General features: G+C 68.9%; 28 protein-coding genes. 5 read left to right on the top strand and 23 right to left on the bottom strand.

From position 1 onward, the window contains the following. Nucleotides 1-6: 6 nt before the first annotated feature. The 11 genes from ACFU8W_RS39265 to ACFU8W_RS39215 form a co-directional block, all read right to left on the bottom strand. Nucleotides 7-582 carry a class I SAM-dependent methyltransferase gene (locus ACFU8W_RS39265; RefSeq protein ID WP_384048237.1) on the bottom strand — a complete coding sequence of 192 codons (576 nt, stop codon included), beginning with the start codon at nucleotides 580-582 and terminating at the stop codon, nucleotides 7-9. After that, on the bottom strand, nucleotides 579-2,519 hold the full coding sequence (locus tag ACFU8W_RS39260; protein WP_384048233.1) for an ABC transporter ATP-binding protein: 1,941 nt from the start codon (nucleotides 2,517-2,519) through the stop codon (nucleotides 579-581). Before ACFU8W_RS39260 ends, ACFU8W_RS39265 begins: the two co-directional genes overlap by 4 nt. A 241-nt stretch (nucleotides 2,520-2,760) precedes the next feature. After that, nucleotides 2,761-3,138, bottom strand: coding sequence for an NUDIX domain-containing protein (locus ACFU8W_RS39255; protein ID WP_384048306.1), 378 nt, complete (start codon nucleotides 3,136-3,138; stop codon nucleotides 2,761-2,763). Nucleotides 3,139-3,230: 92 nt separating this feature from the next. Continuing rightward, a complete protein-coding gene (gene tmk, locus ACFU8W_RS39250) occupies nucleotides 3,231-4,406 on the bottom strand; it encodes a dTMP kinase (protein WP_384048230.1) in 1,176 nt (391 codons plus the stop codon). Then, the gene (locus ACFU8W_RS39245; protein ID WP_384048227.1) at nucleotides 4,321-5,262 is read right to left on the bottom strand and encodes a phosphotransferase; all 942 of its coding nucleotides are present in this window, start codon (nucleotides 5,260-5,262) and stop codon (nucleotides 4,321-4,323) included. Before ACFU8W_RS39245 ends, tmk begins: the two co-directional genes overlap by 86 nt. A gap of 11 nt (nucleotides 5,263-5,273) precedes the next feature. Next, nucleotides 5,274-5,921, bottom strand: a complete 648-nt coding sequence (locus ACFU8W_RS39240; protein ID WP_384048224.1) for a hypothetical protein — start codon at nucleotides 5,919-5,921, stop codon at nucleotides 5,274-5,276. 366 nt (nucleotides 5,922-6,287) lie between these two features. After that, nucleotides 6,288-6,539: a tetratricopeptide repeat protein gene (locus ACFU8W_RS39235; protein WP_384048303.1), complete on the bottom strand. Its 252-nt coding sequence runs from the start codon at nucleotides 6,537-6,539 to the stop codon at nucleotides 6,288-6,290. A 247-nt stretch (nucleotides 6,540-6,786) separates the two neighbouring features. Continuing rightward, the gene (locus tag ACFU8W_RS39230; protein ID WP_384048220.1) at nucleotides 6,787-7,272 is read right to left on the bottom strand and encodes a DUF4265 domain-containing protein; all 486 of its coding nucleotides are present in this window, start codon (nucleotides 7,270-7,272) and stop codon (nucleotides 6,787-6,789) included. Between the two features lie 586 nt (nucleotides 7,273-7,858). After that, nucleotides 7,859-8,902 carry a hypothetical protein gene (locus tag ACFU8W_RS39225; protein WP_384048217.1) on the bottom strand — a complete coding sequence of 348 codons (1,044 nt, stop codon included), beginning with the start codon at nucleotides 8,900-8,902 and terminating at the stop codon, nucleotides 7,859-7,861. Nucleotides 8,903-9,214: 312 nt separating this feature from the next. Continuing rightward, entirely contained in the window at nucleotides 9,215-9,778 is a 564-nt protein-coding gene (locus tag ACFU8W_RS39220; RefSeq protein ID WP_384048214.1) for a hypothetical protein, read from the bottom strand. 18 nt (nucleotides 9,779-9,796) lie between these two features. Next, nucleotides 9,797-10,195, bottom strand: coding sequence for a hypothetical protein (locus ACFU8W_RS39215; protein ID WP_384048211.1), 399 nt, complete (start codon nucleotides 10,193-10,195; stop codon nucleotides 9,797-9,799). 122 nt (nucleotides 10,196-10,317) lie between these two features. Between ACFU8W_RS39215 and ACFU8W_RS39210 the strand changes: the two genes are divergently transcribed. After that, complete coding sequence (locus ACFU8W_RS39210; protein WP_384048209.1) at nucleotides 10,318-11,304, top strand: SMP-30/gluconolactonase/LRE family protein; 987 nt, start codon at nucleotides 10,318-10,320, stop codon at nucleotides 11,302-11,304. 455 nt (nucleotides 11,305-11,759) lie between these two features. Here ACFU8W_RS39210 and ACFU8W_RS39205 read toward each other — a convergent pair whose 3' ends face one another. Next, on the bottom strand, nucleotides 11,760-12,632 hold the full coding sequence (locus ACFU8W_RS39205; RefSeq protein WP_384048206.1) for a helix-turn-helix transcriptional regulator: 873 nt from the start codon (nucleotides 12,630-12,632) through the stop codon (nucleotides 11,760-11,762). A gap of 189 nt (nucleotides 12,633-12,821) precedes the next feature. On the opposite strand from ACFU8W_RS39205, the gene ACFU8W_RS39200 reads away from it, so the two are divergent. Continuing rightward, complete coding sequence (locus ACFU8W_RS39200; protein WP_384048203.1) at nucleotides 12,822-13,589, top strand: SDR family oxidoreductase; 768 nt, start codon at nucleotides 12,822-12,824, stop codon at nucleotides 13,587-13,589. Nucleotides 13,590-13,945: 356 nt separating this feature from the next. Here ACFU8W_RS39200 and ACFU8W_RS39195 read toward each other — a convergent pair whose 3' ends face one another. The 4 genes from ACFU8W_RS39195 to ACFU8W_RS39180 all read right to left on the bottom strand — a co-directional run bounded on the left by ACFU8W_RS39195 (nucleotide 13,946) and on the right by ACFU8W_RS39180 (nucleotide 16,871). Next, entirely contained in the window at nucleotides 13,946-14,620 is a 675-nt protein-coding gene (locus ACFU8W_RS39195; protein WP_376664843.1) for an MOSC domain-containing protein, read from the bottom strand. Nucleotides 14,621-15,042: 422 nt separating this feature from the next. After that, nucleotides 15,043-15,489, bottom strand: a complete 447-nt coding sequence (locus tag ACFU8W_RS39190; protein WP_384048198.1) for a heme-binding protein — start codon at nucleotides 15,487-15,489, stop codon at nucleotides 15,043-15,045. 65 nt (nucleotides 15,490-15,554) lie between these two features. Beyond that, nucleotides 15,555-15,875 carry an NIPSNAP family protein gene (locus ACFU8W_RS39185; RefSeq protein ID WP_376664841.1) on the bottom strand — a complete coding sequence of 107 codons (321 nt, stop codon included), beginning with the start codon at nucleotides 15,873-15,875 and terminating at the stop codon, nucleotides 15,555-15,557. Nucleotides 15,876-15,905: 30 nt separating this feature from the next. After that, nucleotides 15,906-16,871 carry an NADP-dependent oxidoreductase gene (locus ACFU8W_RS39180; protein WP_376664904.1) on the bottom strand — a complete coding sequence of 322 codons (966 nt, stop codon included), beginning with the start codon at nucleotides 16,869-16,871 and terminating at the stop codon, nucleotides 15,906-15,908. 128 nt (nucleotides 16,872-16,999) lie between these two features. On the opposite strand from ACFU8W_RS39180, the gene ACFU8W_RS39175 reads away from it, so the two are divergent. Continuing rightward, nucleotides 17,000-17,980 (top strand): GlxA family transcriptional regulator, encoded by a 981-nt coding sequence (locus tag ACFU8W_RS39175; protein ID WP_384048195.1) that lies wholly within the window; start codon nucleotides 17,000-17,002, stop codon nucleotides 17,978-17,980. A 415-nt stretch (nucleotides 17,981-18,395) separates the two neighbouring features. Here the strand turns inward: ACFU8W_RS39175 and ACFU8W_RS39170 are convergent, their stop codons facing one another. Beyond that, nucleotides 18,396-18,746 (bottom strand): DoxX family protein, encoded by a 351-nt coding sequence (locus ACFU8W_RS39170; RefSeq protein WP_376664839.1) that lies wholly within the window; start codon nucleotides 18,744-18,746, stop codon nucleotides 18,396-18,398. A 149-nt stretch (nucleotides 18,747-18,895) separates the two neighbouring features. On the opposite strand from ACFU8W_RS39170, the gene ACFU8W_RS39165 reads away from it, so the two are divergent. Further along, entirely contained in the window at nucleotides 18,896-19,234 is a 339-nt protein-coding gene (locus tag ACFU8W_RS39165; RefSeq protein WP_384048300.1) for a winged helix-turn-helix transcriptional regulator, read from the top strand. A 227-nt stretch (nucleotides 19,235-19,461) separates the two neighbouring features. Next, entirely contained in the window at nucleotides 19,462-19,587 is a 126-nt protein-coding gene (locus ACFU8W_RS39160; RefSeq protein WP_384048192.1) for a hypothetical protein, read from the top strand. A gap of 297 nt (nucleotides 19,588-19,884) precedes the next feature. Here the strand turns inward: ACFU8W_RS39160 and ACFU8W_RS39155 are convergent, their stop codons facing one another. The 6 genes from ACFU8W_RS39155 to ACFU8W_RS39130 all read right to left on the bottom strand — a co-directional run bounded on the left by ACFU8W_RS39155 (nucleotide 19,885) and on the right by ACFU8W_RS39130 (nucleotide 23,980). Continuing rightward, on the bottom strand, nucleotides 19,885-20,544 hold the full coding sequence (locus ACFU8W_RS39155) for a histidine phosphatase family protein (RefSeq protein WP_384048189.1): 660 nt from the start codon (nucleotides 20,542-20,544) through the stop codon (nucleotides 19,885-19,887). 83 nt (nucleotides 20,545-20,627) lie between these two features. Next, nucleotides 20,628-20,810, bottom strand: coding sequence for a hypothetical protein (locus ACFU8W_RS39150; protein ID WP_384048186.1), 183 nt, complete (start codon nucleotides 20,808-20,810; stop codon nucleotides 20,628-20,630). Continuing rightward, nucleotides 20,807-20,965, bottom strand: a complete 159-nt coding sequence (locus tag ACFU8W_RS39145) for a hypothetical protein (RefSeq protein ID WP_384048183.1) — start codon at nucleotides 20,963-20,965, stop codon at nucleotides 20,807-20,809. The genes ACFU8W_RS39150 and ACFU8W_RS39145 overlap by 4 nt, the downstream gene beginning before the upstream one ends. Before the next feature lie 123 nt (nucleotides 20,966-21,088). Next, complete coding sequence (locus ACFU8W_RS39140; RefSeq protein ID WP_384048180.1) at nucleotides 21,089-22,441, bottom strand: tetratricopeptide repeat protein; 1,353 nt, start codon at nucleotides 22,439-22,441, stop codon at nucleotides 21,089-21,091. A gap of 72 nt (nucleotides 22,442-22,513) precedes the next feature. Then, a complete protein-coding gene (locus ACFU8W_RS39135; RefSeq protein ID WP_384048177.1) occupies nucleotides 22,514-23,467 on the bottom strand; it encodes a transposase family protein in 954 nt (317 codons plus the stop codon). A 150-nt stretch (nucleotides 23,468-23,617) separates the two neighbouring features. Next, nucleotides 23,618-23,980, bottom strand: a complete 363-nt coding sequence (locus ACFU8W_RS39130) for a hypothetical protein (protein ID WP_384048174.1) — start codon at nucleotides 23,978-23,980, stop codon at nucleotides 23,618-23,620. Nucleotides 23,981-24,066: the final 86 nt, after the last annotated feature.

The following is a 24,066-nucleotide window of genomic DNA, read 5'->3' as shown; positions in this document are numbered from 1 at the left end:
CGGGCTTCAGGGGCGCAGTGCGTAGCAGCGGAGTACGTCGAGGTCGGCGATTCGAACGACTGACCAGTCGGCGGTGAGGGTCTCGGCTTCGGCGGCGGTAATCCCGAGGCCCTTGAGGCGGTCAGTGTTCTTGCGTCGGCCTGCGATCTCGGTGACGACCCAGAAGCAACCGCCGGGTGCGAGCAGCTGGCGCACGCGGTCGAGGAAGAAGGGCTTGTCATCCATCCACCGGTAGACCAGGCGGCAGGTGATGGCTGCGTACGCCGGGTCCGGCAAGGCGTCGAGGTTGCCGCTGGTGATGTCCCCGCATCGCCAGGTCGGGTTGGTGCCAGAGGCGATGTCTTGGGCGGCGGCGAGGGCGACGGCACTGGGGGCGCAGTCGATGCCGGTGGTGCGGTAGCCGAGCTGGTGGTGGAGGTGACGGGCGAGGGCACCGTCGCCGCTGCCGATGTCGAGCGCCGGGCGCCCGTTGCCGGGGCCGAGGTGCTCGGCCAGCAGTGCGGTCTCGGCGGTGGTGAGCTGACGGTAGCGGCGGCCGTTTGACCACAGTGGCTCCCAGTAGGCCCGCGAGGAGGGGATCATGTGCGTCCTCCTTCGGGCCGGTAGGCATCGCGGTCCTGTTGCAGGCGCCACAGGTCCTGCATGAGACCTGGCTGGTTGATCAGCTCGTGGAAGGTGCCGTTCTGCACGACACGACCTGCGTCCATCACCACGACGCGGTCGGCGACGGAGGTATTGGCGAGGTTGTGGGTGACCAGGACGACAGCTCGGTCGCCGGCCAGGTGGCGAAGTCCGGTGAAGATGCGGTGCTCGGCTCTGGGGTCGAGGTCGGAGGTCGGCTCGTCCATGACGAGCAGGCCCGCGTCGCGGTGTGCTGCTCGGGCCACCGCGATGCGCTGCCATTGCCCTGGGGAGAGTGCCACCCCGCCCCACCACTCCCGGGCCAGCAGGGTGTTCAGTCCGGACCGCAGGGTGGTGAGGACGTCGTCGGCGCCGCTGGCCTCGGCTGCGCGAAGGACGGCCCGGTCCCCCTCCGGTCGCGGTTGGCCCAGGGTGATGTTCTCGCGTGCGGTCATGGGCCAGCGGGCGAAGTCCTGCGGGACCACCGAGGTCTGCCGCCACATCGCGTGCGGGTCTAGGTCGGTGATGTTGACGCCGTCCCAGGTGACGGTGCCGTTGGTGGCCAGGTTGAGGCCGGACAGCAGCTTCATCAGGGTGCTCTTGCCGGACCCGTTCTCTCCGATCACGGCCACGATCTCGCCCTGGCGGACGTCGAAGTCGACGGCGTGCAGGGTGTCCTGTGTGGCTTCCGGGTAGCGGAAGGTGACTTGTCGAAGAGCGATGTGCTTGGGCCGGTTAGGTGCGAGGGTGCCTCGGTCCAGGCGCTGACCGGCTGCCTCGTTGACGAACCGTTCCCAGTCGTCGAGGTACAGCCCGGTGCGGAGCAGGTCCCGGCCGTATCCGACGAGTCCTTGCAGCCCGGTGGCGGCAGAGCGCAGGGCGAACACGGCGGTGCCGGTTGCTGCGGCGGAGATCCGGCCGGATCCCAGCAGCAGGAGGACCGCGCCCCATACGACCGCCGACCCGAGCCCGGTCGCAGTGGCGCCCACGAGAGTGACCTTGGCTCGCTTCCAGGTGGCGGCGTTGCTGGTGGCCTCCACACGCTCCGCGCTCGCCCGGTACTTCTTCAGGAGGTAGGGGGCCAGGGTGTCGGTGCGGACCTGGTCGGACTGGTCCTTCGCGATCAGGTGCCAGCGGAGCATGTACATCACGCGACGGTCTTTGTGGGTGGCGACCGTCGCCAGGTAAGTGATGCGTTCGCCCCGGATGCCGGCGATGGCCTGCGGTACGGCGGCCAGCACGAGCAGCGGAAGCAGGAGGGGGTACAGGCTGGCCAGCACCACGGCTGCCCCGAGGAGGGTGGCGAGGGAGGAGACGTAGTTCTGGGACTGGCCGATCATGTCGCGGCTGACGTCGACGCCTCGCTCGGCTGCATCAAAACGGTCGTTGAACCCCGGGTGATCGTAGGCAGCCTGCTCGGCGTTGGTGGCTGCCTCCAGCATCCGGAACTCCGCCTCACGGCAGATCCGTGGCGACAGCCGGTTGGACAGTGCCTGGATCGCGATGCCGAGCAGCGCCCGCAGGCCGGTAGTCCCGGCAAGAACGGACACGGCCGGGATCGCCCCGCTCAGTCGACTCGTGTCCTGGGCCGTCGCGATGAGCGCGGAGAACGCCTGGGTGGTGGCGAACAGGCCGAGTGCCCCCGCCACTCCGGAGACGATTTGGCAGGCGAGCAAGACCGCGACTGCCCGGGGGTCGACCTCCCATGCCAGGGAGAAGGTCCGTCGAATCAAAGAGGGGAGACGGCGGGCCATGCTGCGTCCGGTCAGCAGGTCGGCGAGTTCCAGGCTGTCCCCGCCTGGGTGGTCGAACGTCAGGGTCTCCTCGATGAGGTGTGTCGTGGAGGCATCGCCGTCTTCGCCGTTCTCGTCGTGGAGCTTGCTCGTGGTCTCCGTCAAGGCCGGTTTCCTTCCTCGGAAGCAAGGCCGCGGCTGTGGGGTGCGGTCCGGGGCGATCACGGGGTGCTTGAGGCGCTGCTCGGAGAGCGCGCAGCTGGGCAGCGCCACGGCCCTGATCGCACTGCCGGGTAGCCCCGCGCGGTGGCCAGCCAGGAGCAGGCGGAAGCTGCGGTGGTGCTGTCTGCTCTGGCCCGGTATTTACCGCGGGGCCCGGGGCCGAGGTACGCGTCGCGCTTAGGGGCTACTTCCAGCCGTGCTCTGCCAGAGTGCCGGCCTCTTGCAGATAGCCGAGAAGCCCTTCCTTGGGGTACTCGATGATGTCCTTGGGCAGTTCGTGCACGCTGAACCACTCCAGGCCGAGGCACTTCTCAGGCTCCTTGTTGACGGGCTCCCCGCTCCACTGGGTGGCCTCGAAGAAGAACCCGATCCGTTCCACGGTGTCGCTTTGCTTGTGGTGCACGATGTGCACCAGTCGCAGATGTTCCGGATCGACGGTGACGCCTGTTTCCTCCTGCAGCTCCCGCGCGGCCCCGACGCTCAGGGGTTCGCCCCGGTCGAGCTTGCCGGACGGCATGTGCCAGCGGCCGTAGCCGTACGGTCCGCCGCGCTGGGAGAACAGCAGCTTGTCGCCCTCACGGAGGATGACGTGGGTATCGATGACGGTTCTGCGAGTGGCGGTGTCATGGTCCCTGAGAGGTTGTTTGGTGGCGTTCAGGCAGCCGACGCTACCGGCGACTCGGGGATTGCGTCGGCGATTGTGGCAGTAGCCTCCGATGGGGTGGCGTCGCTGGTATTCGCGACCAACACCTTGACGTTGGCCGTCATGAGCGTCTGGGCGGTCTCGTCGTAGAGGTCGACTTCGCGGCCGGGCACGGTCGGGTCGTGGTGGAAACGGTTGCGGGGGCCGCGTGCGGCTATTCGCTCGGCGATGAGGCTGGGGTGCGCAGTCAGGATGACGGCCAGGTCGGGCATCAGGACGTGTGCGTTCAGGTCGAGCAAGAACTTCAGCGGCACGCCGTCGAGCTGCTGCATGACGAGCGTTGAGGCGAGGTACCGGTCGGTGACTACGGTGTCGCCAGCGCTCAGCCAGGGCTCGATCTCGTGCTCGACGTGCTCGTACCGGTCCGCCGCGACCAGGCAGGCCAGGGCGTGGCTGCGGATGTGGCTGAAGTGCGCGCTGATGAAGCGACCGATGTCCCTGGTGGTGGGTTCCAGCGTCTGACGGACGGCGATGCCCCGGTTGAACAGTTCGTCGCGCAGGGCTTGGATGGTGGTGGACTTCCCGACGCCGCTGGGGCCATCGAGCGTAACGAACCGTCCGCGTTCCAGTGTCATGACGCAGCCTCCTGGGTCTTCTGGTTGCGCTGGTGCTGCTCGCGCGTTGCAGGCGCCGACCAGGAAGGACCCGGTTACGCCGATGACGTCCGCGGCGCCAGCCGCGACGATCCAGTTGATGATGGTGAGCAGGTCCTCGCTGACCTCCGTTTGGCCCAGGAGGGCGGGGGTCTGGTGCAGTGCGGCGAGGGTCTGGCGGCAGGAGTAGTGGGTGACGATGTCCTCGCGGGGCACGCCGGTGATGACGCACCCCACGGCGGGGGAGTAGAGGTAGCACTCGGGCCGGTCGGCGAGGATCCCGAACGCTTTGGACACGACGCTGTTCTGCCGGTACGTCCGGCCGAACAGGACCCGGTCGCCGCGGGCGTCCGGGTAGTACTTGACGTATCCCAGGAAGTGCGTGCCTGGATGGACATCGCCGATGCCTTTGAAGATCACCCCGGCGCGGTCCAGGAGGTAGTCGCGGTCACGGATGGTCGCCAGCGCAGTGCCCAGCGGCGAACTCTTCGAGGCCGGGGAAGAGGGCGGTATCGACCGTCCCGGTGCGCTCATACTGCTCGAGTCCCTTCGTGAAGAGGTGACGGCGGTACTGCCACTTCAGGTGCTTGTCCGTACGGGAGGGGTCGGTGGGCCGCATCAGGGCGAGGAAGAACGAGGCCTTGACGAGCAGGTATGCGCCCAGGTTTTGGCTGACCGGCTGTCCGGTTGCGTTCAGGCTCGCGTCGTCCAGCGCGGCGAGGTAGCGGCGCCGCTGGCCGGGGCTGGCGGTGTAGCCCTTGTTGCCGCCCTTGAAGGCGATGATTTCCAGGGCCGGGAGGACGTCGTATCCCAGTGGCACTAGGCCGTGGTGCTGCCAGTCGATGACCCCGGCCGGCAGGACGTTGGGCAGGCCGTAGTCGAGGTGTCCCCGCACCAGCGGAACCGTGCCGAGGTGGTCCAGCGCGTGATCGAGCGCGGCGTGCGTCCGGGTGTTGTCCAGGTCGGGGTTCTCCTGGAAGACGTTCTGGGTGAACCCGGCGCTGTCCAGCCACTGCCGCAGTGTGCCTGGCGTGGGCTGGACGAGGTGGGCGGCCTGGGCGTGCAGCAGTCGGGCGGCGACGTGCGCGGCGGTGTCGGTGACGTCGTCGGGCAGGGTGTGGCCGCCGTCCAGTGACGCCACCGCCCGGTCGTGCAGGGTCTGGTCGCCCAGCGACTCCTCCACGACGTAGTAGTGGCCGTCGTCAGTGGTGCCCTCCTCCAGGACGTGCGGGACCGGGTAGTTAAGGTCCGTGATCCGGCGCTGGAATTCTGCCTCCGCTTGGAGGTCGGATCTGCTGGTGCGCCGGTACCGCGTTTTGTCGGCGGAGACGTACACCGCGCCGTCGGCGGCGGTCCGCTTCTTGACGAACCGCCAGTTGTTCTCGTACATCAGCTCGCTCCTTACGGCTCCTCTGCGGAACCGTGGGTGACCGGGTACTCGGGGATGGCCCGGGGCAGGGTTCGGACGTCCATCACCCAGCGCATATCACCCGCCGCGACACGGTGCCGCAGTTCGGCGAGGACGTCACTCCCGGGTATGTCCGGCCGGGCCAGGTGGGCGCGGCGCCAGAATTTCAGCAGCCCCGGGAGCTGTGCCGCAGTGATGCCCGCCCGGATGTGCAGTGAGCACAGGGGCAGGAACCAGGTGAGGAACAGCTCTCGTAGCGCTGGGCTGACACGGTGCACCTCGCACAGCCGCTGCAACGCCGCGGTGTCGTCGTAGGGGATGCGCCCGTGCAGCGCGTACCGCAGCCACGTTCCGTTGTCCCGCCGGAACAGGGCCCCGTACGCGGCGACGTTCGCCGCTGCGTTCTCGGTGACCGTCATCACCGGCTGCCCAGCGTTCGACCGGGCAGCAGCGGCCAGCACGGCGATGTGCACACCGGCCCGCGGGTCCAGGACCAGGTTGTCGAGCCCGAGCGGCGCGAGGCTGATGCCGCGGTCGCGGGTACGGGACAGGATCAGCCGCTGAGGAACGTTCTGGGCGATGGTCAGCAGATGTCCCGGTGGCCGGGCCCGGTGGGCGTGGAAGTCATCACGTGCGAGCACTGATGTGCCTGGGAGCCGGTCCCAGACCAGCAACCTCCGGGTGTGAGGCCGGGAGCCCTGGTGCCCGCACGCCCGGCAACTGTCCGCATGACCGTACGGAGGTGTCCGCAGGGGTTCACGCGGCAGGTCAGGCGGGGTGCGCGTACGGCGATGAACTGAGGTGTCCGTCAGTGCACTGGACAAAGACCAGGACAACGACACTTCGTGTCAGTCGTTCCTGTGTCTCGAGGCTTTGTTTGCTGCCATCAGTGGTGGCCGGCGGTGGAGAAGAGCCCCTTGCCCCGTGGATGCTGGCCCAATTTCGCCGCCAGTGCCGTGATCTACGGCCTTCTGATCCGTAGCTCTACAGAGATCGGTCGGGGACGGTCATGCCGGTTGCTCGGAAGTGTCTGAGGGGGGTTGAGGACCGGGGACGGTTGGCAAGGGTGCTGTATCTGGTTGCTGTACGGCTGCGGCTGCCTTGTGGGCAAGGGCGAGGTTGCTGCGGGCAGTGAGGGTGTCGGGGTGGTCGGTGCCCAGGACCCGCTCGTAGTCGGCTAGGACCTGTTCGCGCAGGTCGAGGGCCTCGATCAGACCCCAAACCTCAGACCGACCATGCTGGCACGCAGACAACTCCACCCACCGCACGAACCCACAATCCCGATAAGCCAGCACATGGAGCTGTACCGCTATGCATGGCAGACCTCAATCGGCGTCCATGACCTGTCTTCTCGCCCTGGGTCTTGTCGGGGATCTCGGGGAGCTGGGATTTCCCTGTTCAAGAGCGGTGGGCTCGCGTGTCTGGTCGTCGTTGGTCGTCTTTGGCTACTGCCGAGCGACCTCGGACGGCCCAGGGACGGCCCAGCCATGGGTCACATGAGCGGCGTCAGCTGGCGGAAGCGGCCCGCCATTGCGCAGTGATGCAGCCCTCTTCCATGTCCCACCACTCCTTGGCCACGCCGTGATTGAGCAGCCTTTGTACTTTGGCGAGATCAGCGGTGGGCGGGACGTCCAGGGCGACCATGCCGAACCGTTCTATGCCCTCGCCGTCGACTCCAAGTTCGTGAAACGCGTTGATCACGCTCTGCCGTGCAGGCCCCGAGCCGCCGTCACGGAACACGATGAGGCGGATGGTGCAGTTCTCCGAACGCCGAACCACCTCGCCGGCCCAGCGCACGCCTTCCTCGTCGGGCCCGGTAGCCAGGATGTCCCCGCAGGCGATACCGCGAACGAACCACGGGATGTTGTCGAGCCGCGCAGTGCCGTCGCCCTGGTCGACGGCCCAGAGGCTTCCCACCGACGCCGGGGGCCAGTCCTCTTCGATCTCGAGTCGGAAGTGCACCTTGATGTAAGGGCCTTCGGGGTTCGTCATGGGCACAGCATGCACAGCCCCTCCTTGCTCGACACAGGCGGGGGTCTGGGCATGCCGCGGGAAGCCTGATCCAACTTCGCTCGTGCCTCTGCCGACGACAGTCAGCCACGACGGCGGGTGGGCCGACCGACCACGCACGCGTATGCCTCGCTGCCCCCCACCGGCCTCAGCCAGGCTGTCGGGGTGTGCGTCGACCAGAGCAACCCGTGGCGGCCGGCCCGTGACGACGCTCCCCGGAGCCCTCAGCTTGGGAATCACCGGTACTTCAGCAGCAACCTGGGCACTGACCCGCGAGAACTGGCCGTCGAATTCTTCAAGTTCGGGCACTGCATTGCCGTCGTTGACCGTGGCTGACCGCACGTTCCGGTGCGCATCTGGTGCGCGCTATGACGCGTCGGGCTGCCACTTCGTCCCGAACTACGGGCGATGCGGTTGCTGAGGTTTGTCGGGTTGTTCAGTCGGCTTCTGGGAGTTGATGACAGTCGAAAACGGCCGTAGTAGTTGCTGTACGGCATGGGCCGCCTTGCAGGCGTCGGCGTGGTTACTACGGCGGGTCAAGACGTCATGGTCGCGCCTAGGCGCTGCCCTATGAAGCGTCGTGATCTTGCCAAGGCAGCGCCTGGACTGTTCCAAGGGGCCAATGTGTGTCTTTCTCCCTGCCAGGCTTCCGTGCCTCGGCCTCCTGGACGTGCTGCCCATGCCATTGAACCTGTTCGCGGTGCAGGGCCGGCCGCGACAGCCTTCCGATGGGCGGATAGCAGGCCCCAATGACGTAGGCGAGAACGAGTGCGGCTTCGGCGTCACTCCGCGGATCACCAGGACAATCGTGCACGATGCCATACCACTCGGTTACGGTCTCTAGCGCACGCCCGCCAGAGCGAAAGGGGTCAGCGTGCCGGTCCAATACGAGAGGATCGCAGATCGGCGTCAGCCCGTTGGGGACGCGATCGGCGAGGGGCGCGAGATCGTGCCGTAGCAGCTCGGCTTCCAGGGTGGTCAGAACGAAGGGAGTATGCCATGCCACCAGCGGCTCTTTGGTTGCCAAGTGGCTGGCAAGTACGTTTGCCACCTCATTCAAGGCTTGAGCGGCAGGTCTTCCCTCAGCCCGTGCCTGCTCCACTGTGATGCCGTGGCGCTTGCGAGGTGCGACGGACAGCCGGCCCGGGCCAGGGTCAATCAACCAGTACCGACCTGTTCCGTCGGTGGTGCGTAGCCCCGCGCCCAGGATCCGGTCGACGCCGTACCGGTTCCCGGTGGTGGCAATGTCCACGGCCATGAGACGTCGACGATGCCAGCCCGAGTGCCGACCGCGTGCCGGAGGCGCGGCCTCACGGATGTGTTCCGGGTGGTACACCTCCCAGCCCCCAAACTGAGTGGACACCAGCACCCCGAGCCCTGCCGGCACCAGAACGCCGCAGGCCTCACACTCGCCCTCGCGCAGGTTCGTCCGCATCGCGGAGACATCCGAGGTGACGCCGCCCGGCTCAAGCTGGTCCGGCGCGTGCTCCGGGTGGTAGACCACCCAGGAGCCCGATCGGCTCCGCAACAACACTCCAGAATCGGGAGGCACCGTTCCCTGGCATCGGAAGCAGGACCCCTCGTATCGGTTGGTGCGCACCGCGCTGGTCATCGCCTCACCTCGATCGTGGCGGCATCGGCTAGCGCATCGGCTTCGGCGGCACGGTCGAAAAGGAGGTCGATCAATGCTTCAACACGCCACGGCTCCATGCCCAGGACCGTACTAGCTCCGAACGAGCACCGCTTTAGGAGTTCGATCTATGGGGCGTCTTGCTCGGCCGTCGCGACGACTGTACAAACGCCTGAAGTCGGCCGGAGCCACCTCGCTGCCGTTGATGTCAGCTACGGATGTCAGAGAATAGAGCCGGGCTCGGCTAGGGGCGTGGACCACGCGTTGCTGCCGCTCACGATGAGCGTCATCGGCTTACTCCGTACCTGGTGGCAGCGGGACACGGTTTCCAACCATGACTCTGTGCAGATCCGCCGGACGCAATCCGTCGTCGCGCCCAACCTCGGCTCTGATGTGCGCGAAGACGCGGGCAAGGCTGTACACCGAGCGGGGATCGTCGGTGCTGAAGCCTCCTCTCTGCTCGAGCTCAGCCATGAGCGAGCCGATCTTCTCGTCTCCGTACATGGCCAGCCGGAACTTGGCCGAGATCCAGAGCCCCAGGGCATTGGTCTGTTGCTCCTCCAGGGCTCGCCTTCTCTCTTCCGTCAGGCCTGCGGAGCGCAGCGCAATCTCACTCTGGCTGTGCTCGATGAGTCCACGCCACGCGTCTTGACATGCGTCGACGAGCAGCTGGACATGCCGCTTCCGCTCTTCAAGCCTCCTGTTCTCGCGGATCTGAAGTAGGGCAACGATCACTGCAGAGCTAAAGGCCACGGCTGCGAAACGGTCGTCGTGTTCGCTGTCAACCGCATCGCTGAACCGCTGTCCTCGGTCGTCGTCACGCTCATCACCGGTACGGCCGGCCCCTCCGTCGCCCATATCCCGGTCGGTCCGGACTCAGAAGCGATCCGCAAACCGTGACCGGCGCTTGGGAGTTGGACGCGTGTTCGCCCTTGGTTCCTGGTTCGGGTGATCCCGCCTTGGCCACGGCATGAAGACAGGGTCCAGCGCCGCGGTGAATTCCTCGGGGAGCGCGCCGGTCGCGAGCGGGTGCTCGCCGGGCTCCTGCGTGGCGAGGACGATGGTGTCGGCGCTCTCCAGCACCGACTCGTCGTGGTCGACGACGAGTCGGTAGTCCTCGTGCGTGCGCACCGGCTGGCCGCCGAGGGAGCAGGTGACAACGGAGTACAGAGGGGTCCCGTCCGGATCACGGACCTCGTTGAACACCCGGGCCGGGATGCCCAGGTCCAGCGGCAGGACTCCGTCGAGGGCGAGAACAGCGACACGATGCGACATGGCCCGAATGGTGCGACAGGTGGCCCTCCGGCCACTCACCCGCCCCGGCTGGCACACGCCACTCTTTGTGCAGCGGGGACGCGGTCCCCGCCGCGCAAAGAGCAAGAGAAAGAACCCAACCCATGAGCAAGAGACTCAACCTCGCTGCGGCCGTAGCTGCCGCAGCGGCCGTCTTCGTGTCGGCCCCCTACGCGTCGGCCGCCGCGGGGCGGGAACACCCCAAGCCGGTCGTCACTGCCGTCAAGACCGTCGCCCCGTTCGACTGGTCCGCCGGGGAGGTGCCGGAGAACATCACCGTCAACCCGGACAGCACGCTCACTGTCTCCATGCTGGGCAGCTACGCCGGCGAGCGGCCGGAGCTCGTCCGCCTGAGCGCCAACGGGCAGCACAGGACTGTGCTGGTGACCGGCGTCCTCGGTGACGGCTTCACCGGGAGCACCCGTGGCAGCGACGGGACCATCTACTACAACGTGTGGTCCAAGGACGCCTCGCGCGCAGGAGTGTGGAAGCTGCCCCCGGGCGGCCACCCCAGCCGCGTCGCGGCCCTGCCCGCGGACGGCCTGCCGAACGGGCTCGCGATCGACCCTGCCGGACGCATACTCTACGTCTCCGACAGCTACAAGGGCACGATCTGGGCCGTCCCGGTCGCAGGGGGCCAAGCCAGGACGTGGCTGACTGACCAGGCTCTCGCGCCGGTCCCGACGGCTTCGGTGCCGATAGGCGTCAACGGGTTGCGCTACCACAACGGGGCGGTGTGGGTCACGAACTTCAACAAGGGCACCCTGCTGCGGGTTCCCGTGACTGCTGCCGGGAAGTCGGGCCGCATCCATCAGGTGACCGGTGGTGAGGTGGGCATTGACGACTTCAACTTCCTGTCCTCCCGCTCCGACATTGTGTTCGCCGCGGTGAACACGCAGAACAAGGTGGACATGGTCTACCCGAATGGTACGAAGGTCACCGTGCTCACTGAGGCCGACGGGCTGGCCAGCCCCACCGCCACCGCCGTGCGCGGCACCGAGCTGTACATCACCGACGCATCGCTTGCCGCCCCGCACCACGCGCAGCTGCAGGGTGGCCGGATCAACCTCGCGGGGTTGCAGGGCAGCTGACCGTGCAGCGCCGGAGCCACGGCCGCACACTTCGCCGCTCCCCAGCCTCGCCGGGGGGCGGCGTCGGCGTGCCGTCCGCACGCCGACCGAGCGCGGCAGTTGTCGCAGTGATCGGCGATCGAGGGAGAAGTCGGCGACCGCGTCGGCCACCAGGAACGGGTGTGTACGGTCAACGGTGTAACTCCCGATCATGGAAGTAGCACCTGATGAACGACGTGATCGTCTCGTCCGAGGCGGTTGAGGAAGAAACGCTTCTTGATCGAAGTCGGCATCTTGTTGGGGGCGTACCTCGGCATCCGAACATCCCTTCATCGGGGCGTTCGTAACCACCGATAGAACTCAAGCGGTCTACCCGGTCCTCTTCATCGACTGCATACACGTGAAGGTGCGGAGGTCGTCCGGCGGTGCGGCCGGGGCGGGCGTTCTGGTCGCGACGCGGAGACGGCGGCTGTTCGTCAGGGTGCCTTCGACAGCGGGTCATCCGCCGGTCTGTCGTGGGGGGTGCCGGCGGAGTCGGTGTGTGAGAGTGCGGCGAGGAGCCGCAGTTTCTCGTCGCTGTCGCTGTCCTTGTCGGGGTAGTAGACGACGAGGATGACATCGTCGATGGCGAGTTTGTCCCGGTGGAGGCGTAGTTCACCGACGAGGGGGTGGTGGACCGTGGTCGTGCCTCCGTCGAGACTGCGGACGTCGTGGCGCGCCCACAGGGTGCGGAACCGCTGACTGGACAGTGCGAGTTCTCCGACGAGCTCGACGAACCGGGGGTTGTCGGTGTCGTCCCCGATAGTGGTGCGCAGGGCGGCGATGAAATCGGCGGTGGCTCTCGCCCAGTCCTGGTGGAAGGCTTGTTCCTCGGGATCAAGGAGCAGAGAACGCAGCCGGTTCTGGCCGGGCCGCAGGCGGGGGGAGAGTGCGACGGCCATGGGGTTGGAGGCCAGGACGTCGAACGCGCGCCCTTCGACGAACGCGGGTATCTGAAGGTGGGCGAGCAACTCGTGCACCCGCGCCGGTACGTGCTCGGGCCGCTTGCGGCGCGGCACCCTGGGGCGTGCCGCCGCGAGGCCGAGCAGATACGCCCGTTCGACGTCGTCGAGCCGCAGGACGCGCGCGAGTGATTCGAGGACCTGCGGTGAGGGGTTCTTGTCACGGCCCCGTTCCAGGCGCAGGTAGTAGTCAGGACTGATCCCGGCGAGCAGGGCGACTTCCTCACGGCGCAGGCCGGGCACGCGTCGGTTGCCGCCGGGCGGGAGTCCTGCCTGTGCTGGGGTGACCAGCTCACGCCGGGCACGTAGGTAGCTGCCGAGCCGGTTGCCGGCTTCCTCATCCTTCATACCGACACCGTAATGCGGTGCGCGTGCCTCAGAGGGGGCCCTGGCAGGACCAGGGAGGATGGGGGTCCTGTCACACCCGGGGGATGCCGTCAAGACTGCGGGAGCACTGTTTCGAATGAGGCAGAGAGCGACACTGTCTGCGCTGCGGGCCTGAACGCCGGCGGCGCCCTGCACTGAAGGGAAGATCTCGTGGATCTCTCCAACCGCACCGTTCTCATCGTCGGCGGAACCTCGGGTATCGGGCGAGAGCTGGCCCGCCGGTTCGCCGCAGCGGGCAGCACCGTGGCCGTTGGCGGCCGCAGCCCGGAGGCACTCTCGGAACTCGCCGAAGAAGGCTTCGGCACGATCGGCGTCGACGTCACCGACAGTGTCTCCGTCGCATCTTTCCGTGACACCGTGCTCGCCCGCTACCCCGAGCTGGACACCGTGGTGACGATGTCGGGCGTCATGGTCCTGGAGGACCTGCGCGACCCGGCGCACTTCGAGGCGGCAGCAACGACGATCGACACCAACCTGCTCGGCACCATCCGGGTCATCGACGCCTTCACCCCGCACCTGGTCCGGCGGGGTGCCGGCACCTTCATCACCGTCACCTCCGGCATCGCCTTCCTGCCCTTCCCGCCCATGCCCAGCTACGCCGCCTCGAAGGCCGCGGTGCACGCCTACTCCGAGGCGCTGCGCGCGCAGCTCGACGGCACCGGTGTCGACGTCGTCGAGCTCGTCCCCCCGGCCGTGGCCACAGCGGGCCAGGAGCAGGTGAACCCGCACGCGCTGCCGCTCGACGACTTCGCCACCGAGGTGATGGACCTGCTGGGAACCGAGCCCACTCCGCGCGAGATCCTCGTCGATCGCGTCCTCATGCACCGCTGGGCCGAGCGCGACGGCACCTACGACGACCTCGTCGCCCAGCGTTCCAAGGCCCTCGCGATGCTCCCGAGCCGGCAGGGACAGCGGTGAACAACGGGATCGCGCTGGTCACCGGGGCCCCATCGGGAACCGGCAGAACCTTCACCCGGTAGTACCCGGCCGGCGGGGGTTACGACGTGGCCGCAGTCAGCCGGCGCACGGACCGCATGGGCCCACTCGTCGTGGAGTCCCTCGACGTCGAGACCCGCCCGCCGGCCGCCGCTCTGTCCACCGATCAGAGGGCTGAGGTCCGGCGGGCCGGGCCCTTCGGCTGTCGTGCCCACGTGCCGAAGTCCCGGCACCACACACGGCGCTCTCGCCCGTCCGGCCGCCGGCCCCCGTCGGCCGCACGGGCGAAGGGGGTCCGGCCGGCCGCGGTGGACGGCGCGGGTGGCCGGTCAGCGGTCCTACGACGGAACGGAGCCGGCCCGAGCCGGCAGGCCCAGCCGCTTGCGGGCCGACTCGCTCTGCGACGGGGAAAGCGCGTCGGCCTCCAGCAGGCGCGGCAGCAGCTCGCGCTCACCGGTCAGTGCGCGCAGCACCATCGCCGACGTCACCCCGTGGTCCGGCCGCGACAGCAGCGTCACACGGTCCCCGGCCGCGACGTGCCCAGGCACGACCACCCGGAAGTACACCCCGGGCAGGGCGCGCCGGCTAAACCGCTTGATCCAGGACTCCTGCCCCAGCCAGCCGGCGAAGGTGCGGCAGGGGATCCGGGTAGCCGACGCCTCCAGCACCACCACGTCGCCCACCCGCCAGCGCTCGCCGATGACGGTGCCGGAGACGTCCAGCCCGCGTGTGGTGAGGTTCTCGCCGAACACCCCGGCGGGGAGCTCCCGTCCGAGCTCCTGCTCCCACAGGTCCAGCTCCTCGCGGGCGTAGGCGTAGACGGCCTGGTGATCGCCGCCGTGGAAGCGTGCGTCGCAGACGGAATCACCGGCCATCCCGCTTGTCCCTCGGGGGCCGGGCGCCGACACGGCGACCGGATGGGAGACGGGCCGTTTGTCGATGCCGGTGCGTCCGGCACTCGAGTGTGCGGTGACCCGGCTGCTGCCGATGTTGACGGATTCCACGACTCCCATAGCTGTCAAGCCTAGCCTCTCAGTTGTGGTTCGTTGCTGCTGACCTGCGGTGATCCCTGTCTCGCGGGCCGTGGGGCTGCCGTCGGACGTCGGGCATGCCGAGGGCCCCGTGCGGTGACCGCGCGCTTGTGGGCCCTCGGGCTGGGTGGTCGAATGACGCCTGACGCATGCCCTGTTCGGTGACGGCGGCGGCCGCCGTGCAGCGACCGAGGAGGCGGGAGTCGACTCCTTCACGGTGTCAGCGCTCATGAAGAGCGCGTGGCTCCGGTCCCGTGAACGGACCTGGCCGAGGATGAATGCAACCCGGACTGCAACCTTGGGCGGGGACGGTTCAGCGGCGCGGGTCCTCATCGTGCAGGTGTCGGCCGGTGGCTTGGCTGGCGCCGGTCGGCCAAGCCACCGGCCGACACTCCGGTGGCCGGTCAGTGGCCGGGCAGTTCGAACCCGAGGGCGGCGAGGGCTTCCTCGGCGGCCTGCTGGTCCTGCGCGTAGTCGCCGCCGGAGATTCCCAGTCCCCCGATGTACCGGCCGTTCTCGATGATCGGGTAGCCGCCGCCGACGGCCATCACCCGGGGGTGGCCGCCCAGCGGCGCGATCTGCGGGGTGGCGAGCAAGTCGTTCCACGTGTGGGTGGGGATACGGAAGGAGGCCGCGGTCCAGGCCTTGTCGACGGCGACCTCGGCGGTGAGGAAGGGCGCGTCTTCGGCCCGGTCGAACGCCTTCAGATGTCCGCCCTGGTCAGTGACGGCGACGGCCGCCGTGAAGCCGATCCGGGCAGCGGCGGCGTGGACCGCCGCGATGAGTGCGCTGGCGGCGGCCTGGGTGACCGACGAGGCGGGGGCGGACTTCTGGAGTGTGTCGGTGCTCATGAGGGTGCCTTTGCTGCCGTGCTGTGGGGTGGGGGATGAAGCGGATGAAGCGGCCGTGAGCCGGGTCACCGCAGGGGTGAGGCGGGGGTGGGGACCACGGGGGTGACGACGGTCTTCTCGGGGATCAGCAGGTCGTAGACGGTCGGTCCGATCTCGTTCTTCCAGCGGTCGTGCTGGTAGACGGCTGCGTACAGGGCCTGGCTGTGGGCCTCGTCCTCGAACCGGCGGATCCACACGTAGCCGTCCTCGTCCTGGGCATCGACGAAGGAGGCGGTCACGTCCATGCCCAGCGAGGTCTGGAACGGGATGACCACGTCCTCCATGTAACGCACCCACTCCGCGCGGCGTCCGGGCTGGGCCTGGTAGCGGCGGATCTCGTAGTACATGCTGTTGCTCCGAACTGCTTGCAGGGGTGGTCAGTCGGTGACGGTGAGGACGACCTTGCCGCGGGTGCGGCCGGCCTCGACGCGGGCGTGGGCCGCGGCGACCTGCTCGAGCGGGAAGGTTTCCTCGACCTCGACGGCGACCTCGCCCTCGTCGATCAGGTCGGCGATCGTGGTCAGTGCCTCGCCGTCCGGCTCGACCAGGTACGCGGTGAAGCGCACGCCGGCCGCCTCGGCGGCCTGGGCCAGTTCCGGGGAGACACCTGACGGGACGGCGACCAGCAGGCCGCCCGGGCGCAGGACCTTGAGCGAGCGGGTGCTGGTCTGGTCGTGGGCGTCGCCCACCAGGTCGATGACGACGTCGACGTCCTTGGTGGCGTCCTCGAAGCGGGTGGTGGTGTAGTCGATGGTCTCGTCGGCGCCGAGTTCCTTGAGCCAGGGGTGGCGGGCGGCGCTGGCGGTGGCGATCACGTGGGCGCCCAGGTGCCGGGCGAACTGGACCGCGAAGTGGCCCACTCCGCCGGCGGCGGCCGTGATCAGGACGCGTTGGCCGGCCTGGACGTGGGCGGTGTCGACCACGGTCTGCCAGGCGGTCAGCGCCGCCAGCGGCACGGCGGCCGCGTGCACATGGTCCAGAGTGGCCGGCTTGCGGGCCCACTGGCGGGCCGGCGCGGTCACATACTCGGCGTAGCCGCCGGCGGCGCGCGGGAACCACGGCATGCCGTACACCTCGTCGCCGACCTTCAGCGTGGTGACGCCGAAGCCGACCTCCTCGACGACACCGGAGACGTCCCAGCCCAGGATCAGCGGGAACGTCTGCAGCCCCGCCATTCCCTGGCCCTCGCGGGTCTTCCAGTCCACCGGGTTGACGCCGGCGGCGTGCACCCGCACCAGTACCTCGGTCGGCAGCGGTACCGGGCGCGCAACCTCCTCGACGGTCAGCACCTCCGGCCCGCCGAACTCCCGGATGGTGACTGCCCGCATGGTGTTCTCGCTCATGTTGTCCTCGCTCATGTACGTATCGCTCTTGCTCGGGCCGGGACTGCGGTCCCGGTGAAAACAAGACTCGCGTGTGCTCGCAAGGGCGGGTGAGTGGCCGGGAAGCCATCTGTCGTACCATTCCAGCCATGCCGCATCGTGTTGCCGTTCTCGCCCTCGACGGAGTCCTGCCGCTGGACCTGGGCATCCCGGCCCGGGTGTTCAACGAGGCCCGCGAGCCGGACGGGACCCCCTTGTACTCCGTCAGCACCTGCTCCCTCGGCGGCCGGCCGGTACGTACGCACGAGGACTACCAACTCGTCGTCGACCACGACGAGTCGGCGCTGCAGACCGCGGACACCGTCGTTCTCGCCACTCAGGAGCCCACCGAGCACCTGCTCGCGACCGGCGCACTCCCCGAGGAACTCGCCGCGACGCTGGACCGGATAGGGCCGCGCACCCGCATCGTCAGCCTGTGCACCTCGGCCTTCCTGCTCGCGGCGGCCGGTCTGCTGGACGGTCGGCGGGCCACCACGCACTGGGCGCTGTGTGACGCGCTGGCACGACTGTTCCCCGACGTCGAGGTCGATCCGGACGTGCTGTTCGTCGACAACGGACGCATCCTGACGTCCGCCGGCGGAGCGGCCGGCATCGACCTGTGCCTGCACCTGGTTCGTCTGGACCACGGCGCGGCGGTGGCCTCGGCCGCCGCACGGCGCTGCGTGGTGGCGCCGTGGCGCGAGGGCGGGCAGGCGCAGTTCATTGAGCACCCGGTTCCGCAGGACACCGACCGATCTACTTCGGCGACCCGCCAGTGGGCGCTGGACCGGCTGGCCGAGCCGATCACCCTGGAGGACATGGCCCGGCACGCGCACATGAGCGTGCGCACCTTCACCCGGCGGTTCCGCAGCGAGGTGGGCAGCAGCCCGCTGAAGTGGCTGGCGCAGCGGCGGCTGGCCCACGCGCGTCTGCTGCTGGAGTCCACCGACCTCACCGTCGCACGGATCGCCACCGCCTGCGGCTTCGGCGACCCCGTCGCCCTGCGCAAGCACTTCCACACGTATCTGGGCCTGTCACCACTGGCCTACCGTCGCGCCCACAACGCACCAGAGCCGATGACGGCACAGTGACCACCCAGCCGGGTCATGGTCGGGGCAACGCCCCAACCGGTCGCCGTTACTGGTAACGAGAGCGGCCCCTGACCTGGAAACCCAGGTCAGGGGCCGCTGGCGCTGCTCTCAGCGCGGAGGCGGTGGGACGTCCGCAGCACGCACGTGCGACGGTTCGGTCCACATGCGGCCCACGACCCACCTCGTCTCCCAGTTCCAGTTCAAGTACTTCGCCGGACAAGGCGGACATCTGTACGTGCACCCACGGGCCGGCGGACGTGCCTTTAGAGGCCGTGGTGCAGGGACGCATCGTCACAGGAGGCAGGCGGTTCGGATCGGCACGGCGGTGCCGACCGACGACCACGAGGCGCCACCGGTGCCTGGGCAGCGGATGCGACCGCCGATCCGTGCCGCCCGGTCCACTCGTCACAGCGGATCAGAGGGTGGCGGCGCGCAGCACGATCAGGGCGACGGAGGCCACGGTGAGGACTGCCGCCGGAGGTGCGCCCTTGTGGTCGCCGACGCGCAGGTGGGAGACGACCGCCCCGGCGAAATAAAGCGCCAGGCCGATCGCGGCGGCGATTCCGATGGGCCCCCACCAGAGCCCGGCGATCGCACCGGCCGCGCCCGCGATCTGGGCGCAGATCAGGAAAGCCATCATGCTCTGCGGCACTCCGAGGGCGGACATCTGCTCGGTGATGTGCCGTGTCCGCAGAGACTTGGCCCCGGCCGATACCAGGAGGACCGCCGACATGAACACGGTGACGACGGCGAGGGAGACGAACACGGATGAAACCTCAATCATGCGAGATGCGAGTAAGGGGCGTGCGCACCTCGACGACGTTAGTCGGCCGTCAGGTACCTCCAGGTAACCTTCGGGGCGTGACCCTGCGACCCGGAATTGCCTTCCTCGCCGACTGCCCCGCTCTCCTGGCCATGGAGATCATCGCCAGCAAGTGGTCCATGGTCACGCTCTTCGCGCTGACCGACGGCCCGTTGCGTCACGGCGAGCTGGTCGAGCTGAGCGGTGGCATCTCGCGCAAGGTACTGACCCAGACGCTGCGCCGGCTCCAAGCCAACGGACTCGTCGAGCGGCAGGCGTACGCCGAGGCGCCGCCGCGCGTGGAGTACAGCCTGACCGATCTCGGGCGAACCCTGGAGCAGCCCATCAGGATGCTCACCGCATGGGCGCGGGAGAACGGCGAAGCGGTCGTCACCTTCCGGGAAGCAGCCGAGGCGGCCAGGACCGCCGAGGCGGACCAGACGACCTGGTGAAGACACCTCCTGGTGATGAGAATCTGCACCGTTCTGATCAATAGGTCAGCGCAAGTCGAAGGGCAGGCCGCCGCCGTCACTACACCCTGTCGCCGGACACCACCCGCTGCGTACCGCCGTGGATGCCGCGCGACTCGTCTCAGGGCACCGGCGACAACTACCCGAGGCACTGGCGGAGGATACGAGTTCGAACTCGTGAGGGGTTGCCCCCAACACGCTTTCCAAGCGTGGGCGACGGCGCCGGTCATGTGACCGCAGCAGGCGCAGAGATGGACCGCGGTGGGAACGACCGCCAGGGCGCCTTCCCGCAGGAGGCGTTCGGTCATCTCCAGCGCGAGGGCGGCCACGACTGACGTGGTGTCGGTGAGAATGCCACCGGCCGGGGCCGCGCCCGGCGCGTACTTGGCAGCGATCGCGCGTTCCTCCCGCTCCTGCCGGCCGACGGTGTCCCGGTCGGGGCGTCACGGTGGCGCAGGTCTCCGGCCAGAGTGACGGTGTTCCACAGATGCGGGACCGGCCCGGTGTCAAGGAGGGTGTTGAGTGCTTCGGCCGCGCGGATACCGGCCGCCTTGCCCGGCCGTTCGGCGATGGTGAAGGGGCCGTTCTGCACGGGCCCGTTGATGTACAGGACGTTCATGGCCGCGGCCTCCTCAGCAGTCCGGTTGGGCGGTGCCGCGGGCGTGGAACAGGCCGTCGACCTGTTCGTAGACCAGGACGGCGGCGTTGGGTGTCTTGCGCACGCGGGCCTCGTCGACCAGTTCGGTCACCGGCCGGCGCTCCAGGACGGCGCGCAGCGCGAGGATCGCGGTGTGGTGCGTGAACGCCACGACATCCGTCGCTAACGCGGTGTGCAGGCCGTCGACGAACGCCGTGGCCCGCCGCAGGACGCCGCAGGCCAGGGACTCTCCGTCGGCGCCGGAGGGCGTCCACAGGTGCTTGCGGGTCTGCCGGTCCTCGGTCCCCTCGGGGTAGGTGGCGTGCAGCTCTTGTTTGGTCATGTAGGTGGCTGCGCCGTAGTGCTGCTCGTTGAGGAGCACGGTCACCTCGTAGGGCAGGCCGGGCAGAGCAAGCGCGGCAGTGTCGAAGGCGCGGCGGTACTGCGAGGTGCGGATGGCCGGGTCGGGTCCGGTCAGGTCCCGCAGCGTCTGCCGCAGCCACAAACACTGAAGGAAGCCACGGGGCGTCAGGCCGACAACGTCCCGGGACAGGGCATGCGCGGCCGGCCCGGTCCACGGACGGGGGTTCTCGTAGAAGCCGGTGTATTTGGTGGCGTTCTCAATGGATTCGGCGTGGCGAACGAGGAAAAGCATCTTCATCCTCTCCGTGAAGGTGCCGTGCCAGACAGCGCCGTGCCCGCACGGGAGGCGGGCACGGCGCTCTGTGTGTTCAGGGGCTACTGGGGAGTGGTGTTGGCGACCACAAGGAACTGGTCGCTTGCCAGGTCCATCACGACGTGGGCGTCGGTGCCCTGGGCACCCTGGACGGCGGCGTATTCGTCGGCGGGCCAGGAGCCGCGGGGGTGGCCGGCGGGGAACCGCCCCAGGACGGTGCGCTGCGCGGGGAGGGCAGTCGTCATCGCATGCCGCCGTTCTCGTGGGCTTCGATCAGGTCGCCGATCGCGTCGGGGCTGGCGGCCTCGCCGACCCACGTCCCGTCCATGGTGAACACCGGCACGGCGTCGAACACGGACACGTAGCTGCCCCAGCGCTCCAGCACCAGGTCGTACAGCAAGTGCGCGGTACCACCTTCGGCTGCCTTGCCGGGGTTCCCAACTACGCCCCGTGGAGACCTCCGCCTTGCCGCGCTCGGCACCGGACACCACGGGCTTACCCGACAAGATGCGAAAGCGACTACCTAGAAGGGTGGACAGTCGCTGTAGCCCGTCGGCTCCGGCAGTGGTACGACGGGGCGCGGCGTCCGCAGCAGCGCCACGGCCTCCTCGACCCGGCCCAGCTCCACCAGCAGCGGGCCGAGAGTCCGTCGGTGGTCCAGGCGGTCCGCGTCCAGGAGGGCGACAGCCTCCTCCGGGCGTCCGGCGTCGGCCAACAGGCCGGCCAGGCTCTCCACCGCGTACGGACTCCCGCCCTCGGGGTGCACCCGGGCCTCCTCCACCGCCTCGTCGAGCTGTCCGCAGGCAGCCAGAAGCGGGCCCCGCAGCCGGAACAGCTCCCACTCCTCCTTGCCCCGCCGGGCCTTGAGGGCGTCCAGGTGGGCGAGGCCCTCCTCGGCGCGGCCCTCGGCGGTGAACAGCCCGCACAGCAGGTCGACGACCCAGTCATCGGCGCTGTCCAGCGCGCGCATCACCTCGATGGCCTCAGCGCCCCGCCCATGCCTGGCAAGCAGCTGCGCCAGCAGTGTCGGCGCGTGCCAGCCGTCGTGCTCCGCATGCCGCCGGTACACCTCGACCGCGCCCGCCACGTCGCCGTGGGCCTCCAGCAGTTCCGCCAGGTGGCGGACGGCTTCCGGCCGGTCCTCGTCGGCCGCGTAAGCGCGCAGCTCGTCGATCCGGCCATGCCGCACCAGCAGTTCAGCCAGCGGGTCACGGCTGTTAACCGGCGTGGAGCCGTACGTACGCAGCACCTCGACCGCCTCATCCGTGCGGCCCTGCCCCTCGCGAACGGACGCCAGCAGATTCACCGCGTTGAACGGCTCCGGGTACCGCCCGCCGCACTCCGGGCTGCCGCACCGCGTGCACGGGCACCCCGGCGCGATCCGGGCCGTCAGCAGCGCCGCAACCTCTTCGCCCCGGCCCAGCCCAACACCCACCTCGACCAGGGCCTCGGCGAGGGACCAGTCCGCGACGTGCGGCAGGAGCAGTACGTAAGCCTCCTCGCCCCGCCCGTGCCGGGCCAGCAGCAGGGCCAGGTCGTGCAGCGCGAACCGCTCCCCGTCCCGTGCGAAGGGACGGACGAGGAAAATGGCCTCCTCGCCCCGGCCCCCCGAGTCCAGCAGCCGGGCGGCCTCCGCGGTCGCCGTCCACCAGCCCGTCCCGACGTACGGGGCCAGCACCCTGAGGGCCTCCTCCAGCTCGCCCTGGCCAGCCAGCAGGCGCGCCCAGGCGCGGGCGCAGAACCAGTCACCGTCTTCCGCCAAGGCCTGGGCGCGCACCACGTCGGCGTGACCGAGGGCGAGGAGACGGTCAACGAGATCCGGCGGTATGCACTCGTCGTGCATGCGGGTCCGGCGGTCGAGTACGGCGGCGTCCATGGCCGCACCCTAACGGCGTGGTGTGCGATTGAGGTCGGGGCGTGCTGGCCTGGCGGGTTGGCTGGTGGGTGATTACCGCATGGCGGCGCGGTCGGAGACCAGTCCGGCGATGGCCGAGAAGGTCTCGTCGAAGTACCCGCGACGTCCGATGTACCGCTGGAGCGGGCGCCATTGCTTGTGCTCGGCGTTGGCATGCTCGACGCAGATCCGCTCCGAGGACTGGTGGTGGCGGGCCTCCTCCCAGGCGGCGATGTCCTCGGGCGGTGCGTCCTTCTTCGGCTTCAGCGGCGGGGCCTGGACCTGGTCGGGGAACTCCTTGGCGAGACCCCGGTACCCGGCGTCGACCTTGGCTTTGACCTGCGGATACTGCTCGAACAGGTCGGCGATGCCCTCGGTCCGCAGCGCCGTCTGGTCGTGCATACGGCCGGGACGGAACGCCCCGACCCACAGCGTGCGGCCGTGTCCGTCGGTGATGACGGTGGCCTTCTTGGTGTTCTGTTTCTTCTTGCCCGAGACGAACGCGCGCCGTCCGGGCTTGTTCGCGCGCGGGCGGCGGACCTGGACCTCGGTGCCGTCCAGACGCAGCTCAACGCCCTCGGCCGCCGCGTAGGCGAAGACATCCGCCAGGGTGCGAAGCCGCAGGTCGGGGCGTTCTGGCACGGCGAACCCACGGGCTGCCAGGAGCGGTCGGATCTCCCGGACGGCCCGAGTGACCGTGGAACGGTCCACTCGGTAGAGCTCCGCGAGGGCCGCGTGCGGGAGCTGGAAGCGCAGGACCACCAGAGTCACGATGACGCGGTCGACGAACACCAGCTCATGGTCCGGGCCGGCCCCGGCGGCGCGTAGACGCTCGTGGCCTCGGCGTTCATGCAGCCGGGACTCCTCGGCGGCCATCCACACGCCGGTCAACTCGATGATGAGTTTGCCGAGTCGCCGCGGCTGGAGCCCGGTGAAGATACGCTTGGACAAGGCCGTGCGGCCCAGGTAATGCGTCACAACATCACCCAACCGCACGGCCTGCTTCATGTCCGGGCAGAGGCCCGATCGTTACGGCGCACCAAGTCGTAACGGTCGGATCACGCACCGTCTTTGTGTGCCCGTGCCGCACGCCTTCCCGCGCTCCCGACCGTCTGCTCGAACCACCGCTGGACGAGGACATCTGCAGAGGTCGGTGAGTCAGCGTGTCTCTCTCGGGACGCATTCCGCAGGTTCCATTAGCCGGGGATACCAATAACAGGGGAGCGGTGCGGCCTCCAGGACCTCCAGGCCGTCGACGGTGAACCGGGCCGGGGCGCCCGGGTCGTCGGGCTGGACGACGGTGCCGGTGACGCGCAGCAGGTCGCCGGGCTGGATCTCGCGCAGCAGCACGTCGGCGAGGTCCGGGTCTCCGGTGATGCAGGCGTACACGGTGTCAGGGGCGTCGGGTGCGATCCGGTCCGCGTCGGCGGGGGAGCGGATCAGGTCGAAGCGGACGGTTCCCCAGCCGGTGCCGGGGGGCCGGGATCGCGTGCAGACCGTGCTGAACCAGACCGGTCTCAAGGTCTACTGACAACGAGCCGCCGCAATCTGTGAACCCGCTCTGCCCCGGCCGCGTCACAGGGACAGGGCAGCTGCCACATCACCAT

Origin of the sequence: Streptomyces sp. NPDC057565, from assembly GCF_042801455.1 — a bacterium.
Taxonomy (GTDB): domain Bacteria; phylum Actinomycetota; class Actinomycetes; order Streptomycetales; family Streptomycetaceae; genus Streptomyces; species Streptomyces yanii.
Note: the sequence above shows the minus strand (reverse complement) of the source record. Positions and strands in the feature narration are given on the sequence as shown.

Bases quoted from the DNA above. Each gene is read 5' to 3' on its own strand.
- ACFU8W_RS39205 (WP_384048206.1), bottom strand. From the start codon at position 12,632: ATGAAGGATGAGGAAGCCGGCAACCGGCTCGGCAGCTACCTACGTGCC.
- ACFU8W_RS39175 (WP_384048195.1), top strand. From the start codon at position 17,000: ATGCCGCATCGTGTTGCCGTTCTCGCCCTCGACGGAGTCCTGCCGCTG.
- ACFU8W_RS39140 (WP_384048180.1), bottom strand. From the start codon at position 22,441: ATGGACGCCGCCGTACTCGACCGCCGGACCCGCATGCACGACGAGTGC.
- ACFU8W_RS39165 (WP_384048300.1), top strand. From the start codon at position 18,896: ATGGAGATCATCGCCAGCAAGTGGTCCATGGTCACGCTCTTCGCGCTG.
- ACFU8W_RS39225 (WP_384048217.1), bottom strand. From the start codon at position 8,902: ATGACCAGCGCGGTGCGCACCAACCGATACGAGGGGTCCTGCTTCCGA.
- ACFU8W_RS39220 (WP_384048214.1), bottom strand. From the start codon at position 9,778: ATGGGCGACGGAGGGGCCGGCCGTACCGGTGATGAGCGTGACGACGAC.
- ACFU8W_RS39185 (WP_376664841.1), bottom strand. From the start codon at position 15,875: ATGTACTACGAGATCCGCCGCTACCAGGCCCAGCCCGGACGCCGCGCG.
- ACFU8W_RS39265 (WP_384048237.1), bottom strand. From the start codon at position 582: ATGATCCCCTCCTCGCGGGCCTACTGGGAGCCACTGTGGTCAAACGGC.
- ACFU8W_RS39215 (WP_384048211.1), bottom strand. From the start codon at position 10,195: ATGTCGCATCGTGTCGCTGTTCTCGCCCTCGACGGAGTCCTGCCGCTG.
- ACFU8W_RS39135 (WP_384048177.1), bottom strand. From the start codon at position 23,467: ATGAAGCAGGCCGTGCGGTTGGGTGATGTTGTGACGCATTACCTGGGC.
- ACFU8W_RS39155 (WP_384048189.1), bottom strand. From the start codon at position 20,544: ATGCTTTTCCTCGTTCGCCACGCCGAATCCATTGAGAACGCCACCAAA.
- ACFU8W_RS39150 (WP_384048186.1), bottom strand. From the start codon at position 20,810: ATGACGACTGCCCTCCCCGCGCAGCGCACCGTCCTGGGGCGGTTCCCC.
- ACFU8W_RS39180 (WP_376664904.1), bottom strand. From the start codon at position 16,871: ATGAGCGAGAACACCATGCGGGCAGTCACCATCCGGGAGTTCGGCGGG.
- ACFU8W_RS39210 (WP_384048209.1), top strand. From the start codon at position 10,318: ATGAGCAAGAGACTCAACCTCGCTGCGGCCGTAGCTGCCGCAGCGGCC.
- tmk (WP_384048230.1), bottom strand. From the start codon at position 4,406: ATGAGCGCACCGGGACGGTCGATACCGCCCTCTTCCCCGGCCTCGAAG.
- ACFU8W_RS39190 (WP_384048198.1), bottom strand. From the start codon at position 15,489: ATGAGCACCGACACACTCCAGAAGTCCGCCCCCGCCTCGTCGGTCACC.
- ACFU8W_RS39230 (WP_384048220.1), bottom strand. From the start codon at position 7,272: ATGACGAACCCCGAAGGCCCTTACATCAAGGTGCACTTCCGACTCGAG.
- ACFU8W_RS39245 (WP_384048227.1), bottom strand. From the start codon at position 5,262: ATGTACGAGAACAACTGGCGGTTCGTCAAGAAGCGGACCGCCGCCGAC.
- ACFU8W_RS39195 (WP_376664843.1), bottom strand. From the start codon at position 14,620: ATGGGAGTCGTGGAATCCGTCAACATCGGCAGCAGCCGGGTCACCGCA.